Below are 15,849 nucleotides of genomic sequence, written 5' to 3'. Positions count from 1 at the left end.
ATGGGGGGCGATGGCTGAGCGGCGCAACTACACCGATGGATATTGGTGGTCCAATGACGGGCTGCGGCTCCATTTTCGCGACTATCCGGGCGCCGCGGACCAGCCGCCTTTGCTCTGCCTGCCGGGGCTGACGCGCAACGCCCGCGATTACGAAACGCTGGCGACTCGCCTGGCCGGCCCGCGCCGCGTGCTGTGCGTCGAGTTTCGCGGGCGCGGCGAAAGCGCCTATGCCAAGGACCCGATGAGCTATGTCCCGCTCACCTATCTCCAGGATGTCGACGCGCTGCTCGCCGACCAGGGGATCGGGCGGTTCGTCGCGGTGGGCACCTCGCTGGGCGGTATCGTGACGATGCTGCTCGCCGCGACGGGGCCGGAGCGGCTGGCGGGGGCGGTGCTCAACGATGTCGGGCCCGAGCTGGACCCGGTCGGGCTGGCGCGCATCCGCACCTATGTCGGCAAGGCGGTGTACCACCCCACCTGGATGCACGCCGCGCGCGCGATCGCGGAGGCCAATGGCGACGTCTATCCCGACTATCGCATCGAGGACTGGCTGCGCATGGCGAAGCGGCTGTACCGGGTGAACAGCTCGGGCCGGATCGTGCTCGATTACGACATGAAGATCGCCGAACCGTTCCGCGTGCCGGGAAATGAGGCGGGGCCGGACATGTGGCCGACGATCGACGCGCTTCGCGGGCGACCGCTGCTGGTGGTGCGCGGCGAGCGATCGGACATATTGCGTGCCGAAGTAGCCGATCGGATGGTGGCGCGGCACGGCGGGGCGGAGCAGGTGACGGTGGCGGGCGTGGGGCACGCGCCTACGCTCGACGAGCCTGAGGCGGTGGCGGGGATCGATCGGTTGCTGGCTGGGGTTTGACCCGCAGGCCGTTGGGCTTGGGGGTGTTTTCTCACACAAAGCCACGAAGACACGAAGAAGGCAGGTGTTTGTGCCAGTGCACGGAACCCGCTTCTGCGTGCTTCTCCTTCGTGCCTTTGCGCCTTCGTGTGAGAAAACCCTTCTTCCTTCCCCCGGACGCGCCCCGCGCCCGGGGGTGACGGCACGCCCAACCCCCGCTAAACACCGCGACCCATGCCCGTCCACATCCTCCACCTCCATTCGACCTTCAACCTGGGCGGCAAGGAGGCGCGTGCCGTCCGGTTGATGAATGCGTTCGGCGATCGGGCGCGGCACACGATCGTCTCGGCGATGCCCGACCAGCTTTCCGCCCGCGATTCGATCGCCAAGGGCATCAAGTACGAGATCGCGCAGAACCCACCGCCGCTCTCCGGCAGGCCCTCCGCCAGGCGCTATGAGGAAATCGCGCGGTTCATGCGCCGCTTCGACCTCGTGCTGACCTATAATTGGGGCGCGATCGACGGGGTGATGGCGGCGCGGGTGTTCGGCAAGGGGCTGCCGCCGATCGTCCATCACGAGGACGGGTTCAACGCCGACGAGGCCGAGCGGCTGAACCCCGTGCGCAACATGTATCGCCGCATCGCGCTGCCCGCCGCCAATGCGCTGGTGGTGCCCAGCAGCGTGCTCGAGCGGATCGCGCTCAAGCATTGGCGCCAGCCGGCGGAGCGCGTCCACCGCATCGCCAACGGCGTGCCGACGGCGCTTTATGCGCAAAAGCCCGACGCGCGGCTGATCCCGCAACTCGCGAAGCGGCGCGAGGGCGAAGTGTTCATCGGCTGCGTCGCGGGGCTGCGCCCGGTCAAGGACCTGCCGATGCTGGTGCGCGCGTGCGCGGGGGTCAATGCGCGGTTCAAGCTGGTCATTCTGGGCGAGGGGCCCGAGCGCCAGAACATCCTCGACGCCGCCGAGGCGATGGCGATCGAGGACCAGCTGATCCTCCCCGGATTCCTGCCCGAGCCGCATCGCTATATGGGGCTGTTCGACATTTTCGCGCTGTCGTCGAAGAGTGAGCAGGCGCCGATTTCGGTGATCGAGGCAATGGCGGCGGGGCTCCCCGTGGTGTCGACGCGGGTCGGCGACATTGCGGCGATGGTATGCCCCGAAAACGTGCCGTTCCTGGCTCCGCGCCACAACGAAGTCGACCTGCGCGACCGGATCGACGCGCTCGCCCGCCACCCGGACTCGCGCCATTATCTCGGCGCGCAGAACCGGATCCGCGCTGCTGCGTTGTTCGACGAGGCGGCGATGGTTGCGGCCTATGCCCGGCTTTATGGTGCCGCCATGGGGCGTCCTGACGCGCTGCAATAACGATTGCTACTCGCTTGTTGCGCCGGATCGGGCTAGGTCGGCGCGGATTTTTTGTCTGGAGGCTATGTTGTTCAAGGGTCTTTCGCCCATCAACTATAACGGTCGCGAGGTTTGGCCGCTGGTCGAGGGTGGCAAGGGCGTGGCGGCGACCAATCACGCCAGCGCGGGCGCCTGGGCGGCGGCGGGCGGCATCGGTACGGTGTCTGCGGTCAATGCCGACAGCTATGATGCCGAGGGCAAGATCATCCCCCAGATCTATCGCGCGCTCACGCGCCGCGAGCGGCATGAGGAACTGGTCGAATACGCGATCGAAGGCGCCGTCCAGCAAGTGAAGAAGGCGTTCGAGATTGCCGGCGGCAAGGGCGCGATCAACATCAACGTGCTGTGGGAAATGGGCGGTGCGCAGCGCGTGCTCCACGGCGTGCTGGAGCGCACGCGCGGCATGGTGGCGGGGGTCACCTGCGGCGCGGGCATGCCGTACAAGCTGAGCGAGATCGCAGCGTCCTACGAAGTCAGCTACCTGCCCATCGTCAGCTCGGGCCGGGCCTTCCGCGCGCTGTGGAAGCGCGCTTATTCCAAGGCTTCGGAATGGCTGTCGGCGGTGGTCTATGAGGACCCCTGGCTCGCGGGCGGGCATAACGGCCTGTCCAATGCCGAGGACCCCTTGGTCCCGCAGGACCCGTACCCCCGCGTCCGCGACCTGCGCGCGACGATGCGCGAGGGCGGGATTTCGGACGATGTGCCGATCGTGATGGCGGGCGGCGTGTGGCATCTGCGCGACTGGAACGACTGGATCGATAATCCCGAACTGGGCAAGATCGCGTTCCAGTTCGGCACGCGCCCGCTGCTGACCAGGGAAAGCCCGATCCCCGAGGGCTGGAAGAACGAGCTGATGAAGCTGGAGGAGGGCGACATCCTGCTCCACCGCTTCTCGCCGACCGGCTTCTACTCGTCGGCGGTGCGCAATCCGTTCCTCCGCCATCTGGAGGCGCGCAGCGAACGCCAGATCCCCTATTCGACCGAGGAAGCGGGGGACCACACGTTCCAGCTCGACGTCGGGGTGAAGGGCAAGAATTTCTGGGTCACGCGCAACGACCTGCTCCGCGCGCGCGAATGGCACGGGCTGGGCTTCACCTCGGCGCTGAAGACCCCGGACAATACGTTGGTGTTCGTCACGCCCGAGGACCAGCAGGTGATCCGCAAGGACCAGGCTGACTGCATGGGCTGCCTCAGCCAGTGCCAATTCTCGTCCTGGGCGGATACCGAGACCAACTCGACCGGGCGGCTGGCCGACCCGCGCAGCTTCTGCATCCAGAAGACGTTGCAGGACATCGCCCATGGCGGCCCGGTGGACCAGAATTTGATGTTCGCGGGCCACGGCGCGTATAATTTCAAGCGCGACCCGTTTTATTCCAACGGCTTCGTGCCGACGGTGAAGCAGCTGGTGGACCGGATTTTGACCGGCGATTGAGCGGGGGCGGCGGCGTACCGCCTTCAATCCTCCCCCCGCCAGGGCAGGGCTATCGCATATGGCGTCGGGCAAGCATAAACGCCGTCATCCCAGCGAAGGCTGGGATGTGGACTCACGGTTGAAGTGCACCGGTTGAGATTTTGGAGAATGCCTCGGCGGGTGTGAGGAAGCCAAGGCATTTTCTGGGGATGTTGTTGAGCCGGTCGGCACAGGCACGGAGTTGTCTGTGGCTGACGGTGTCGAGGTCGGTTTTGCGAGGCAGGCTTCGGCGCAGTCGGCCGATGGTGTTTTCGACACCGCCCTTTTGCCATGGGGCTCGGACATCGCAGAAGAAGGTCTGGATGCCGAGGCTGTCGTGAAGGCGGTGATGTTCGGCGAACTCGGTGCCGTTGTCGAAGCTGATGGTCCTGCGCAGATCCTGGGGGATATGGCGCAGTCTGCGGGTGATCCGGCGTGCGGTCAGCTCGGCTCTGCGGTGGGGTGGCTTGTCGAGGATGGTGTAGCGTGTGTGGCGCTCGTGCAGGACGAGGACATTGTGCCCATATCGGGCGAACAGCATATAGTCGGCTTCCCAATGGCCCGGCTGTGCGCGATCCCGGGCTTCGAGGGGGCGTTCGCCGATCGGCCTGCGCTGTTTGATGAAGCTGGCCGGGCTTCCGCCCTGGCGGCCATAGCGGCCGCGCCTTGCCTTGCAGCGGGGCAGAAGGCGGTGCCAGTAGTCCTTCTGGGCCGAGCGATGATAGACGTATCGATAGATTGACTCGTGGCTGACCATGGTGCGACCGTGCTCAAGCGCCAGTCGGCCGGCGATCTGTTCGGGAGAGCATCCCATCGCAAGGCCGTTCTTCACGATATCTCGCAGGTCCGGCTGGCGCGCCAGCTTGAAACGGCAGTCCCATCGTCGTCGTCTGATCGCGAGCCTATGGGCACGCCCGGGCGCATAGCCGCCGGGCCAGACCTTGGTCGGCTTGCTATTGCGCCTGAGTTCCCGACCGACCGTCGTGTGATCACGCCCGATCGCGGTGGCAATCTGTCGGCAAGATATACCGCCTTCATGAAGGCGGTATATCTCGATCCGCTCGTCGAGGCTGAGTTGCCTGTAATGTCGTCCCATCGCGCAATCACCTTAGCAGGTGGTGCACTTGTTCCGTGAGTCCGGGGGATCCATTCAGCCACTCCGCTCGACCCAAAAGCCGCCACCGAGCACCGAATGGATCCTGACTTTCGTCAGGATGACTCGGTTTTTGCCAAATGCGATTGCCCTGCCCTGGCGGGGGAGGATTAAGGGAAGCGACGGTGTTTTGGACGCGCTCCAATCCCGTTTTCCTGCGAAAGCAGGAGCCCAGGATTACGGGCGTCGCACTCCGGGCTCTGGGCCCCTGCTTTCGCAGGGGAACCAAATCCTTGACGGAACGAAAAGCCCGCTAAATCCATCCCTCCAGCACCTGATCGAGCGGGCGGTGCCCATCGGACCAGGTGCGGATGTTGGCGATGACCTTCATCCCCGTAGCCTCGCGCGCCTCGAAGGTCGCCGAGGCGAGGTGGGGGAGCAGGACGACGTTGGACAGCCCGATCAGCCGGGGATCGACCGCAGGCTCGTCGACATAGACGTCGAGCCCCGCACCCGCGAGCCGCCCATGCTCCAGCGCCACGACCAGCGCCTCGGGCTCGACGATCTCGCCGCGCGCGGTGTTGATCAGCCAGCTTCCCGGCCCGAGCAGCGCGAGCCGCCGCGCGTCGATCAGCCCCGCCGTCGCCTCGGTATGCGGGGTGTGGATGGTGAGGATGTCCACCGCCGCCAGCATCGCGTCGAGATCGGCGTGATAGGTCGCACCCAGCTGCGCCTCGAGCACTTCGGGGACGCGGTGGCGGCTGTGATAGTGGATCTGCAGGCCGAAGGCGCGGGCGCGCATCGCCACTGCCTGCCCGATCCGGCCCATCCCCAATATCCCCAGCTTGCGCCCGCCGATGCGGTGGCCGCGCATGCTCGTCGGGCACCATCCGGTCCAGTTGCCCGACCGTACCAGCTTGTCGCCCTCGACCAGCCGGCGCGGCACCGCGAGGATCAGCGCCATCGCCATGTCGGCGGTGTCCTCGGTCAGCACGCCGGGGGTGTTGGTGACGACGATGCGGCGTGCGCGTGCGGCCTTCAGGTCGATATGGCCGAACCCGGCGCCGTAATTGGCGATCAGCCGCAGCCGCTCGGGCGCGCCGCGGATCAGGTCGCCGTCGATCCGGTCGGTCACGGTCGGCACCAGCACGTCGCAATCGGCCATCGCCGCCGCCAGCGCATCGCGGTCCATCGCGCTGTCGTCGGCGTTGGTCACGACGTCGAACAATTCGGCCATCCGCGCCTCGACCGGATCGGGGAGCGCCCGCGTCACGAACACGCGGGGACGGGAGGGGCGGGTCGCTTGTGCCATCCGGGCCGGATTGGCCCCAGCCGCGCCGCCAGTCAACGGGTTGAAGAGACCACCCCCCTCGGGCTATTGTGACAAGGCATTCACAAGGGGGTATCATGCGCGTTTCGGGTTGGCTCTTGCTGGGCGCAGTGGCGCTCGGGCTGGGCGTGCCCGCATGGGCGCAGCGCAAGCCGCCCTATTTCGCGTCGATCAACGCCGATGCGGCGCGGATGCGGACCGGGCCGGGGCGTAACTATCCGGCAAGCTGGATGTATCGCCGCCGCGACCTGCCCGTTCGCGTGATCGGCGAGTATCGCGAATGGCGCAAGGTCGAGGACCCCGACGGTACCCAGGGATGGATGGTCCGCGGTCTCCTCTCCGACACGCGCACCGCGATCGTCACCGGCACCGTGCTGGAGATGCGCGCCGCGCCGCGCTTCAACGCCGGGATCAACTGGCGCGCGGCACCCGGCGTGGTCGGCCGGATCAGCCATTGCGCGGCAGGGTGGTGCTGGCTCGATGTCCGCGGGCGCGGCGGCTATGTCGAGCAGTCGCACATCTGGGGGCTGGAGCCGGGCGAAACCGTCCCCTGATCGCGCGCCCCGCTACGCCCTGCGCCCCGCGACATGCCGGTCGACGATGTGCCCGAGCACCGTCATCGGCACATTGCCGCCCAGCACCACCGCATCGTTGAACGCCTTGAAATCATAGCGCTCGCCCAGCGCCGCCTTCGCCCGCGTGCGCAGCCGGACAATCTCGCTATGCCCGACCTTGTAGCCGCACGCCTGGCCCGGCCACGAGCAATAGCGGTCGACTTCGCCCTGGACTTCGTCCTCGCTCGATCCGTTCGCCTCGACGAACCACTGGATCGCCTGCGCGCGCGTCCAGCGCTTGGCGTGGAGGCCGGTATCCACCACCAGCCGGCACGCACGAAACGCCAGCGACTGGAGATAGCCCAGCCGCTCGACCGGGTTGGCCGCATAGACGCCCAGCTCGTCGGCGATCTGCTCGGCGTAGAGCGCCCAGCCTTCGGAATAGGCGTTGAACTGGAGCAGCGAGCGGATCAGCGGCATCGTGAAGGTATATTCGCCCTGCCACGCATGGCCGGGGATCGATTCGTGATAGGCGAGGTCGGGCAGGCTGTAGCGTGTCCAGATGCCCGTGCTGCGCAGGTTGATCCATAGCCGCCCGGGCACGCTGCCGTCGATCGTCCCCGGCCCGCCATAGGCACCCGGCGCGCCCGGCTCCTCGGCCAGCGGCAGGCGCTTGACCTCGACATTGCCCTTTACCAGCGTGTTGAACGCCTGCGGCATCCGCGCGCGGATGTCGTCGATGCGGTTCTGGAGGATCGCGACGATCTCCGCCCGGCCCGCATCGGTTTCGGGAAAGGCGAAGCGCGGGTCCTTGCCCAGCGCCGTCATCCGCGCGCCGACGCTGCCCTGGCTATAGCCCTGCGCCTTCAGGATCACGTCCATCTCGGCCTGAAGCTGCGCGAGCTGGTCCAGCCCCATGGCGTGGACCTCGTCGGGGGTCATCGTCGTCGTCGTGCCCGCGCGCAGCGCCCAGGCATAATAGGCGTCGCCATCGGGGAATTTCCACACGCCCGCGTCCGACGTCGCGCGCCTGCGGTGGCGCTCGAGCTCGGCGATCTGGCGGTCCAGCGCGGGGGCGATCCGGTCGTTGCACAGCATCCAGGCGCGCTCGCCGAAATCGCCGTCCATGCCCGCAGTGCGGTTCGCGACCGAGGTGACGAGGTCCCATCCCGCAGTGTTGCCGCTGCGCGCGAGCCGCATCTGCTTCAGCGCCTTGTCGAGCAGGAAATCGGGCGCGATCACGCCCTTGGCGCCCGCGATCTTGAGCCGCTCGGTCTCGCCGTTCAGCTGGTCGCCATAGGATTCGAGCCGGTCGAGATACGCCTCGCCATCCTCCGGCCCCGCGATCCGGTGATCGCTGTCGAGCATCCGCGGCACGTCGAGGAATGCGCCGACATTCTGCGCCACGACATAGGGCGAATTGCGCCACCCGCCGACCGCGACGTCGCCATAGCCGAAGCCGAAGCCGTCCAGCGCATTGGCGAACGACGCCTGCACCACATCGATATGCGTCCGCATCGCCGGGCTGAGGCCGTTCAGGTCGAGCGCGGCAATCTCGGCCAGCGTCCTGCGCAGCATCGCCGCGACCTTGCGCTGGCCCTCGACCGAGCGATCCGCCAGCCGGTGCTTGAGCCGCGCCCGCGCATCCTTGTCGATCCCCAGCGTCGTCGCGCCCTCGGGATAGATCGCCAGCAGCCCCTCCGCAGTGCGCGTCAGCAGCGCCTCGGCAGCGGCATCGGATGCCGTCGCGGCCCAGGCGCGCGATGGCAGCGCCCCCGCGGCGAGCGTGGCAGCGGTACCCAGCAACAGCTGGCGGCGTGTCGTTTCCATCGTCATTCCCAAATTCTCAATGCGGCATCGGCTCGACCGTCAGCGACGTGCCATGCGCGCCGACGATGCGGACATGTGCGCCCGCCGGGGTATCCGGCCCCGATGCCGGCCATTCGCCGTCGCCGACGCGCACCCGACCGCTGCCCGCTTCGATCGGGACGACTACGGTCACGACTTCGCCGATCAGCCGCGCGACGCGATCGTTGAGCAACGGGTCGCTGCTCGCCACCGGGTTCTGTGCATACCAGCGCCGCCCCAGCGCGACCGCCGCCGACGATGCGAGGATGAACACCGCGACCTGAAACGCCAGCGCGAAGCCGGGGATGATCAGCGTCACCACCCCGGTCACCGCCGCGCCCGCCGCGATGAACACGAGGAACACCCCCGGCACCATCAGCTCGGTCAGCGCCAGCCCGGCGGCGAGGATCAGCCAGGCGAGCCCCGGCATGGCGAGGATGCTCTGCATGGTTCAATCGTCCTGCGGGCCGAAGGGGCTGGGGCGCGGGCGCGACGGCGCCGGCGGGGCGGGGGGCTTGGAGCCCCGGGCCAGCCGCCGCCGATCGCGTCGCGCGCCAGCTCGCCGATCCCGCCCAGCGTGCCCATCAACTGCGTCGCCTCGACCGGGAACAGGATCGTCTTCGCATTGGGCGAAGTCGCGAACTTGCCGATCGCCTCGACATATTTCTGCGCGATGAAGTAATTGATCGCCTGGGTATTCCCGCCCTGGATCGCGTCGGACACCATCCGCGTCGCGGTCGCCTCGGCCTCCGCCGAACGCTCGCGCGCCTCGGCGTCACGGAACGCGGCCTCGCGGCGGCCCTCCGCCTCGAGGATCTTCGACTGTTTCTGCCCCTCGGCGCGCAGGATTTCGGAGGCGCGGGTGCCCTCTGCCTCGAGGATGTTGGCGCGCTTCTCACGCTCGGCCTTCATCTGGCGGCCCATCGCGTTGACGATGTCGGCGGGCGGGCGGATATCCTTGATCTCGACGCGGGTGATCTTGACGCCCCAGGGCGTGGTCGCGTGATCGACGACGTTGAGCAGCCGCGCATTGATCTCGTCGCGCTTCGACAGCGTCTCGTCGAGGTCCATCGACCCCATCACGGTGCGCAAATTGGTCGTGGTGAGCTGGAGTAGCGCGAGATAGAGGTCCGACACTTCATACGCCGCCTTGGCCGCGTCGAGCACCTGGAAGAACACCACCCCGTCGGTGGAGATCATTGCATTGTCCTTGGTGATGATTTCCTGACCCGGAATGTCGATCACCTGCTCCATCATGTTCACCTTGCGGCCGACACGGTAGAAGAAGGCGGGGTAGAAATTGAGCCCCGGCGCGGCGACCGCGGTGAAGCGCCCGAAATATTCGATCGTGTATTGATAGCCCTGGGTGACGATCTTCACACTGGAGAAGAGGTAGAGCAGCACCACCGCGACCAATATGGCCAGAAAGATGTTCAGCATGTCCACGGCGCTCGACTCCCTCTCGAATTGCCGTCCTTGCTAGCATAGAGAAGCGCCATGACCACAGCCCGCCTTGCGCCGCGCACTGCGCTTTTCCTGCCCGCGTCCAATCCCCGCGCGATTGCCAAGGCGCGCGGGCTCGATGCCGACATGGTGATCCTCGACCTGGAGGATTCGGTGCGCGACGATGCCAAGGCGGAGGCGCGCGCCGCCGCCGTGGCTGCCGTGGCCGAAGGGTTCGGCCCGCGCCTTGCCGCGATCCGGATCAACGGCATCGGATCGGCGGAGCATGGCGCGGACCTCGACGCCGTCGCGGGTTCGGTCGCCGATTTCGTAGTGCTGCCCAAGGTCGAGAGCGCGGTCGAGGCGGCGGCGGTGGCCGAGGCGTGCGGGCGACCGTTGCTGGCGATGATCGAGACGCCGCTGGGCGTGCTCGCCGCCGCCGCCATCGCCGCCGCGCCGGGAGTGGGCGGGCTGCTCACCGGCACCAACGATCTCGCGGCAACGCTGCGCCTGCCGCCGTCGAGCGGGCGCGGGGCGATGGCGCTGGCGCTCCAGACGATCGTGCTGGCCGCGCGCGCCGCCGAGGTCTGGGCGCTCGACGGGGTGTTCAATGCGCTCGACGACGCGCAAGGCCTCGCCGCCGAATGCCGCGAGGGCCGCGCGCTGGGCTTCGACGGCAAGACGCTGATCCACCCGAACCAGATCGCCGTGGCGGCGGCGGCGTTCGGCCCCACGCCGCAGGAAATCGCCGACGCCGAAGCGCTGATCGCGGCGGCTACCGGTGGTGCGGAACGCTATCGGGATCGCATGATCGAGACGATGCATGTCGACCAGGCACGGGCGCTGCTGGCTCGGCTGTGAGCGAGGCTTTGGACAGAAGAGGGTAGGGGTTCGCGCAGAGGCGCAGAGCAGAGAAGAAGGAGGGGATTTCACGCGAAGGCGCGAAGGCGCTAAGATTTAGACCCACCGGCCATCGTTATAATTTGGCGGCGAAGCCGCCCTTATCGCGCTTCGCGCCTTCGCGCCTTCGCGTGCAGAAAACCTTCTCTGCGCCTCTGCGCGAACCTCTACCTTCTTCTATGAGCCGGCGCACGCCCCAGAAGAATGCTCGGCACACAAAGCCACAAAGGCACGAAAAGAGCAGCCTGTGGGCAATTGGTCGAGCAGTTGCTGCAAAATAGCTTCTCTTCGTGGCTTCGTGGCTTTGTGTGAAAAACGAAACTCGAACGCCATATCGGCAAAGGCCGCTGCTGGGACGCGCGTGCCCGGACGACTACGCCCCCCTAGCGCATTCCGCCCCCTGCGGTTACATGGGCCGCCAACCTCCGACTCAGGACATGCTGGCGCTCCCATGGAAATTCCCCTCGGCCTCACCTTCGACGACGTCCTTCTTTATCCGGGCGAGTCGGAAATCGTGCCGAGCATGGCCGATACCCGGACCCAGGTGACGCGCGGCCTCGCGCTCAACATCCCGATGCTCTCCTCGGCGATGGATACCGTGACCGAGGCGCATATGGCGATCGTCATGGCCCAGCTCGGCGGGATCGGGGTGATCCACCGCAATCTGGAGATCGATCAGCAGGTCGAGGCGATCCGACAGGTCAAGCGCTTCGAAAGCGGCATGGTCGTCAACCCGATCACGATGAGCCCCGACGGCACGCTGGCCGAGGCGCAGGCGCTGATGGCGCAGCACCGGATCAGCGGCATTCCGATCATCGCGGCGGGCGGCAAGCTGGTCGGCATCCTCACCAACCGCGACGTGCGCTTCGCCGAGAACCCGAACCAGCCGGTGTCCGAGCTGATGACGCATGAAAACCTCGCGACGGTCTCGGTCGATGTCGGCAAGGAGGATGCGCGGCGGCTGCTCCACCAGCGGCGGATCGAGAAGCTGCTCGTGGTCGATGCCGAGTATCGCTGCGTCGGGCTGATCACCGTCAAGGACATCGAAAAGGCCGTGACCTCGCCCAACGCGACCAAGGACGCCGCCGGGCGCCTGTGCGTCGCCGCCGCGTCGACCGTGGGCGACAAGGGCTTTGCCCGGACCGAGGCGCTGGTCGCCGCTGGAGTCGACCTGATCGTGATCGACACCGCGCACGGCCATAACAAGGAAGTCAGCCGCGCGGTCGAGCGGGTGAAGCGGCTCTCCAACCAGGTCCAGGTCCTCGCGGGCAACATCGCCACTGCCGAGGCGGCCAAGGCGCTGATCGGCGCGGGGTCGGATGGCGTGAAGGTCGGCATCGGCCCCGGATCGATCTGCACCACCCGCGTCGTCGCGGGCGTCGGCGTGCCCCAGCTTACTGCGGTGCTCGATGCCGCGAGCGAAGCGGCGAAGGCGGGCGTGCCGGTGATCGCCGATGGCGGCATCCGCACCTCGGGCGACATCGCCAAGGCGATTGCGGCGGGCGCATCGGCAGTGATGGTCGGATCGCTGCTCGCGGGCACCGAGGAAGCGCCGGGCGAGACGTTCCTGTATCAGGGCCGCGCGTACAAGTCGTATCGCGGCATGGGATCGGTCGGCGCGATGGCCAAGGGATCGGCGGACCGCTATTTCCAGCAGGACATCAAGGACCAGTTGAAGCTCGTCCCCGAGGGGATCGAGGGGCAGGTGCCGTTCAAGGGGCCTGCACGCGACGTCATCCACCAGATGGTCGGCGGCGTGAAGGCCGCAATGGGCTATGTCGGCGCGGGCACCATCCCCGAATTCCAGAAAAAGGCGCGCTTCGTCCGCATCACCAATGCGGGGCTGCAAGAAAGCCATGTCCACGACGTGACGATCACCCGCGAGGCACCCAATTATCCCACACGATGAACCGGTTTTCGCGCTTGGGATGCAGCCACGTAGGGGCTGGCGGGCGGTAGTTGTAGCGATGCGCTCTACGCCTCACCCAAACCGTCACCCTGAACTTGTTTCAGGGTCCAACGTGCAACACGCGAAGCCCTCGCCGGTGGCACGTTGGATGCTGAAACAAGTTCAGCATGACGGCGCAAAAGGAACGCGCGCGCACCCCTCCGCGATCGCCCCCCGCGCCGCAAGGACCGCCGCATGACCCCCGGCGCCCGGATGCAGACCGCGATCGAACTGCTCGATCGCATCATCGCCGCCGCCCGCGATCAGGGCGCAGCGGCGGACACGCTGATCGCGCGCGGCTTTGCCGAACGCCGCTATGCCGGATCGAAGGACCGCCGCGCGATCCGCGAACTGGTCTATGATGCGATCCGGCTGTGCGGCGAGCGCCCCGCCACGGGCCGCGCCGCGATGCTCGCGCTGGTTCGCGCCCGGCCCGATCTGGCGGCGGCGTTCGACGGTTCGCCCTATGGCCCCGCCGCGATCGACTCCGCCGAGCCCGTGGCCACCGCCGGGCCGCTCCCCGGCTGGCTGGCCAAGGCCTTCGCCCGCTCGGGCCTCGACGCCGCAGAACAGGCCGCGTTGCTCGACCGCGCCCCGCTCGACATCCGCGTCAACCGGCTGAAGGCCGATCGCGACGCGCTCGCCGCCGACCTGCCCGGCGCCGAGCCGATCGCCTTCCTCCCCGACGGCCTCCGCCTCGCCGCCGACACCCCCGCCGAACGCCTTCCCGCCTTTTCCGAAGGGCGGATCGAAGTGCAGGACGCGGGCAGCCAATGGGTCGCGCTCGCCGCCGGCGTCGCGCCGGGGATGCAGGTCGTGGACCTGTGCGCAGGCGGCGGCGGCAAGACGCTGGCGCTCGCGGCGGCGATGGCGAACCGGGGGAGCATCCTGGCGTGCGACATCGATCGGGGCCGGCTCCAGCGGCTGATGCCCCGCGCCGAGCGCGCCGGGGTGACGATCGCCGAGACGCTGCTGCTCAATCCGGGGCGCGAGGCGGAGATGCTGGCGCCGCACGCGGGCCGCGCCGATCTGGTGCTGGTCGATGCCCCCTGTTCGGGCACCGGCACCTGGCGCCGCAACCCGGAGGCGCGCTGGCGGCTGAGCCCCGATCGGCTGGCGCGCGTCGCGGGCGTGCAGGCGGCTTTGCTCGACGTGGCGGCGGAGCTGGTGCGGCCCGGCGGCACGCTCGTCCATATCGTTTGCTCGCTGCTCGACGAGGAAGGGGCGGGGCAGGCGCAGGCGTTCCTCGATCGCCACCCCGGCTGGACCGTCGCGGCGGTGCCCCCTGGTGCTGGCAGCCCGCGCGGCGTCGGCGTGCGGCTGACCCCGCGGCAGGACTCGACCGACGGCTTTTTTGTCGCGAAGATGGTCCGGCCATGATAGCCCGGTCGGCCTCGGTTTCGGAGAAGATGATGCGCTTCACTGCGGTTTCGGCGGCCATCGCGCTGCTGGCGCTTTCAATGTCTACCTCGCTGATGGCGCAGCGCCCCGACGACCAGATCGACCCCAAGTCGCTCGCGCTGTTGGCACAGGGCCGCGCCGCGCAGGCGGCGGGCAATATTGACGGCGCCGAGGATGCGCTGGAGTCAGCGCTCGCAGTCGATCCACGCAACCGCGCGGCGTTCGTCGTGCTCGCAGAGATTTCGCGCGGCCGCGGCCTGCCGGGCAAGGCGATCCGGCTCTACCATGAGGCGCTGGCGCTCGACCCCAACGACCTGTCCGCGCTGCGCGGGCAGGGCGAGGCGATGGTCGCCAAGGGCGCGATCGTGAAGGCCAAGGAAAACCTCACCCGCCTCCAGACGCTGTGCAAGACGGGGTGCGCGGAAGCGACGGCGCTGGCCGCGAGCATCGCGAAGGGGCCACCGGTAACGGCGGCACAGGCCGAGCCCGCGCCGACAGCAGGCGCGCCGGCGACGCAGAAGCCGAACTGAGTGCGCTAAATGCTCTCCTGGAAAGGCAGGAGCATGGCTAGCTAACGCACGCTAAGAGTTAGCTACGAGAGCTTGCCTCGTCGCAGATCTCAACTCGTCCGCGGCGAGGGCAAAGCATTCAGTCGCCACCACTCTATAGCGTCGTCGCTCTGGATCCTTGCCTCTTAGTTCCTCGATTCTTGCAAGTGCATTGTGTCGCTGCACCAAATCCCGATCGTCGTTCTTCAAAACAAAGAACTGCTGCTCGAGTTCAAGCGCGACAGTATCTTCCAAATCTGTCGGCGTTCCTTTCGCGGTGAGAAAGTTGATCAAGTTGCCGCATGAGGGGCCGATTGAGTATGTGTCGTCGCGTCGTATAACCAAGCAGCGCTCATAATCCTGATATACATCGTGAAAATATCTTGCGCCGTACCTGAGAGCTCGCCGAACCCGATGTATCTGCTCAGGCTTGATAAGATCGTCTCGCACGCTGATCCGGTCCCGCACCTCCTCCGCAGCGATTTGGGCGTTTAGCAGGGCCTCCATAGCCCGTTCGAATGCGTCAACTCTGACATTGAATGGAGGGGCCAAGTCGCGCTCGCTTGTTGAATCTGTGCGTAAAAGCTGCGCACGCATCTGCCGCTTCACAATTTTTAGTCGCCGGTGTGCGTCGCCCAATTCGATTATCAGTTCCCGAAGATCAGCGCGCCGCGCATTATCACGCTGCTGGTCGGCGAGCCGGTTTGCCGTATCCTGCTCGACCTGCCGCTGGCGTTCCGCCGCCAGTCTTAGCTCGTTGTCTCGGCGCTTGTTTAAGTATGCTAGCAAAAGGCCGCCACCCGAGGTGACCAGACCGAATTGAAGCACCGCTTTTAGTGCCTCAAGCCGGGCATCTGCTTTCTTGCCACCAAAATCTCCGACAAACATATAGACTAAGGCTGAAAGTACGAGGAAAGACACCCCTAAGGTGGCTATGCGCCAAAAAGTAAGTGCAGCGCGCATCTTGCGGCCCTCCTAGTCATCCGTACCGCTACAATATTCTACAAGAAAAATAAATGCGGTCTTGCGCAGAATTATAGGTTTGACGGAGGGAGAAAATTAGCAACATCGCAT

At 66.9% G+C, this 15,849-nt stretch carries 14 protein-coding genes; 8 read left to right on the top strand and 6 right to left on the bottom strand.

Annotated features, from left to right (window positions below; translation table 11 throughout):
* Positions 1-10 precede the first annotated feature (10 nt).
* The 3 genes from TS85_RS09210 (at position 11) to TS85_RS09200 (ending at position 3,692) form a co-directional block, all read left to right on the top strand.
* Positions 11-874 (top strand): alpha/beta fold hydrolase, encoded by an 864-nt coding sequence (locus TS85_RS09210; RefSeq protein ID WP_044331771.1) that lies wholly within the window; start codon positions 11-13, stop codon positions 872-874.
* A gap of 213 nt (positions 875-1,087) precedes the next feature.
* A complete protein-coding gene (locus tag TS85_RS09205; protein ID WP_044331770.1) occupies positions 1,088-2,221 on the top strand; it encodes a glycosyltransferase in 1,134 nt (377 codons plus the stop codon).
* Between the two features lie 67 nt (positions 2,222-2,288).
* Positions 2,289-3,692 (top strand): NAD(P)H-dependent flavin oxidoreductase, encoded by a 1,404-nt coding sequence (locus TS85_RS09200; protein WP_044336096.1) that lies wholly within the window; start codon positions 2,289-2,291, stop codon positions 3,690-3,692.
* A 112-nt stretch (positions 3,693-3,804) separates the two neighbouring features.
* Here TS85_RS09200 and TS85_RS24575 read toward each other — a convergent pair whose 3' ends face one another.
* Both TS85_RS24575 and TS85_RS09190 read right to left on the bottom strand, forming a co-directional pair.
* Complete coding sequence (locus TS85_RS24575) at positions 3,805-4,806, bottom strand: IS30 family transposase (RefSeq protein ID WP_077228505.1); 1,002 nt, start codon at positions 4,804-4,806, stop codon at positions 3,805-3,807.
* A gap of 310 nt (positions 4,807-5,116) precedes the next feature.
* A complete protein-coding gene (locus TS85_RS09190; RefSeq protein ID WP_044331769.1) occupies positions 5,117-6,115 on the bottom strand; it encodes a 2-hydroxyacid dehydrogenase in 999 nt (332 codons plus the stop codon).
* 95 nt (positions 6,116-6,210) lie between these two features.
* On the opposite strand from TS85_RS09190, the gene TS85_RS09185 reads away from it, so the two are divergent.
* Positions 6,211-6,687, top strand: coding sequence for an SH3 domain-containing protein (locus tag TS85_RS09185; RefSeq protein ID WP_044331768.1), 477 nt, complete (start codon positions 6,211-6,213; stop codon positions 6,685-6,687).
* A 12-nt stretch (positions 6,688-6,699) separates the two neighbouring features.
* On the opposite strand, the gene TS85_RS09180 is transcribed toward TS85_RS09185, so the two are convergent.
* The 3 genes from TS85_RS09180 to TS85_RS09170 are packed head-to-tail and all read right to left on the bottom strand — an operon-like array spanning position 6,700 to position 9,975.
* Positions 6,700-8,517, bottom strand: a complete 1,818-nt coding sequence (locus TS85_RS09180; RefSeq protein ID WP_044336095.1) for a DUF885 domain-containing protein — start codon at positions 8,515-8,517, stop codon at positions 6,700-6,702.
* Between the two features lie 16 nt (positions 8,518-8,533).
* Positions 8,534-8,983: an NfeD family protein gene (locus TS85_RS09175; protein ID WP_044331767.1), complete on the bottom strand. Its 450-nt coding sequence runs from the start codon at positions 8,981-8,983 to the stop codon at positions 8,534-8,536.
* A complete protein-coding gene (locus tag TS85_RS09170; RefSeq protein ID WP_077228535.1) occupies positions 8,944-9,975 on the bottom strand; it encodes an SPFH domain-containing protein in 1,032 nt (343 codons plus the stop codon). The genes TS85_RS09175 and TS85_RS09170 overlap by 40 nt, the downstream gene beginning before the upstream one ends.
* Before the next feature lie 57 nt (positions 9,976-10,032).
* Here TS85_RS09170 and TS85_RS09165 point away from each other — a divergent pair, with 57 nt between their 5' ends.
* The 4 genes from TS85_RS09165 (at position 10,033) to TS85_RS09150 (ending at position 14,757) form a co-directional block, all read left to right on the top strand.
* On the top strand, positions 10,033-10,839 hold the full coding sequence (locus TS85_RS09165) for an HpcH/HpaI aldolase/citrate lyase family protein (protein ID WP_044331766.1): 807 nt from the start codon (positions 10,033-10,035) through the stop codon (positions 10,837-10,839).
* Positions 10,840-11,329: 490 nt separating this feature from the next.
* The gene (gene guaB / locus TS85_RS09160) at positions 11,330-12,787 is read left to right on the top strand and encodes an IMP dehydrogenase (protein WP_044331764.1); all 1,458 of its coding nucleotides are present in this window, start codon (positions 11,330-11,332) and stop codon (positions 12,785-12,787) included.
* 234 nt (positions 12,788-13,021) lie between these two features.
* Entirely contained in the window at positions 13,022-14,206 is a 1,185-nt protein-coding gene (locus TS85_RS09155; RefSeq protein WP_044331762.1) for an RsmB/NOP family class I SAM-dependent RNA methyltransferase, read from the top strand.
* Complete coding sequence (locus TS85_RS09150; RefSeq protein ID WP_044331760.1) at positions 14,203-14,757, top strand: tetratricopeptide repeat protein; 555 nt, start codon at positions 14,203-14,205, stop codon at positions 14,755-14,757. The genes TS85_RS09155 and TS85_RS09150 overlap by 4 nt, the downstream gene beginning before the upstream one ends.
* 51 nt (positions 14,758-14,808) lie before the next feature.
* Here TS85_RS09150 and TS85_RS25325 read toward each other — a convergent pair whose 3' ends face one another.
* Entirely contained in the window at positions 14,809-15,738 is a 930-nt protein-coding gene (locus tag TS85_RS25325) for a hypothetical protein (protein WP_155006352.1), read from the bottom strand.
* Positions 15,739-15,849: the final 111 nt, after the last annotated feature.

The sequence above is a fragment of the Sphingomonas hengshuiensis genome (genome assembly GCF_000935025.1).
Taxonomy (GTDB): domain Bacteria; phylum Pseudomonadota; class Alphaproteobacteria; order Sphingomonadales; family Sphingomonadaceae; genus Sphingomonas; species Sphingomonas hengshuiensis.
The sequence above is the reverse complement of the archived record's forward strand: the minus strand, read 5'-3'. Positions and strand labels throughout refer to the sequence as shown.

Excerpts from the sequence above, each read along its gene's own strand:
- TS85_RS09210 (WP_044331771.1), top strand. The coding sequence starts at position 11 with ATGGCTGAGCGGCGCAACTACACCGATGGATATTGGTGGTCCAATGAC.
- TS85_RS09205 (WP_044331770.1), top strand. The coding sequence starts at position 1,088 with ATGCCCGTCCACATCCTCCACCTCCATTCGACCTTCAACCTGGGCGGC.
- TS85_RS24575 (WP_077228505.1), bottom strand. The coding sequence starts at position 4,806 with ATGGGACGACATTACAGGCAACTCAGCCTCGACGAGCGGATCGAGATA.
- TS85_RS09190 (WP_044331769.1), bottom strand. The coding sequence starts at position 6,115 with ATGGCACAAGCGACCCGCCCCTCCCGTCCCCGCGTGTTCGTGACGCGG.
- TS85_RS09185 (WP_044331768.1), top strand. The coding sequence starts at position 6,211 with ATGCGCGTTTCGGGTTGGCTCTTGCTGGGCGCAGTGGCGCTCGGGCTG.
- TS85_RS09180 (WP_044336095.1), bottom strand. The coding sequence starts at position 8,517 with ATGGAAACGACACGCCGCCAGCTGTTGCTGGGTACCGCTGCCACGCTC.
- TS85_RS09175 (WP_044331767.1), bottom strand. The coding sequence starts at position 8,983 with ATGCAGAGCATCCTCGCCATGCCGGGGCTCGCCTGGCTGATCCTCGCC.
- TS85_RS09170 (WP_077228535.1), bottom strand. The coding sequence starts at position 9,975 with ATGCTGAACATCTTTCTGGCCATATTGGTCGCGGTGGTGCTGCTCTAC.
- TS85_RS09165 (WP_044331766.1), top strand. The coding sequence starts at position 10,033 with ATGACCACAGCCCGCCTTGCGCCGCGCACTGCGCTTTTCCTGCCCGCG.
- guaB (WP_044331764.1), top strand. The coding sequence starts at position 11,330 with ATGGAAATTCCCCTCGGCCTCACCTTCGACGACGTCCTTCTTTATCCG.
- TS85_RS09155 (WP_044331762.1), top strand. The coding sequence starts at position 13,022 with ATGACCCCCGGCGCCCGGATGCAGACCGCGATCGAACTGCTCGATCGC.
- TS85_RS09150 (WP_044331760.1), top strand. The coding sequence starts at position 14,203 with ATGATAGCCCGGTCGGCCTCGGTTTCGGAGAAGATGATGCGCTTCACT.
- TS85_RS25325 (WP_155006352.1), bottom strand. The coding sequence starts at position 15,738 with ATGCGCGCTGCACTTACTTTTTGGCGCATAGCCACCTTAGGGGTGTCT.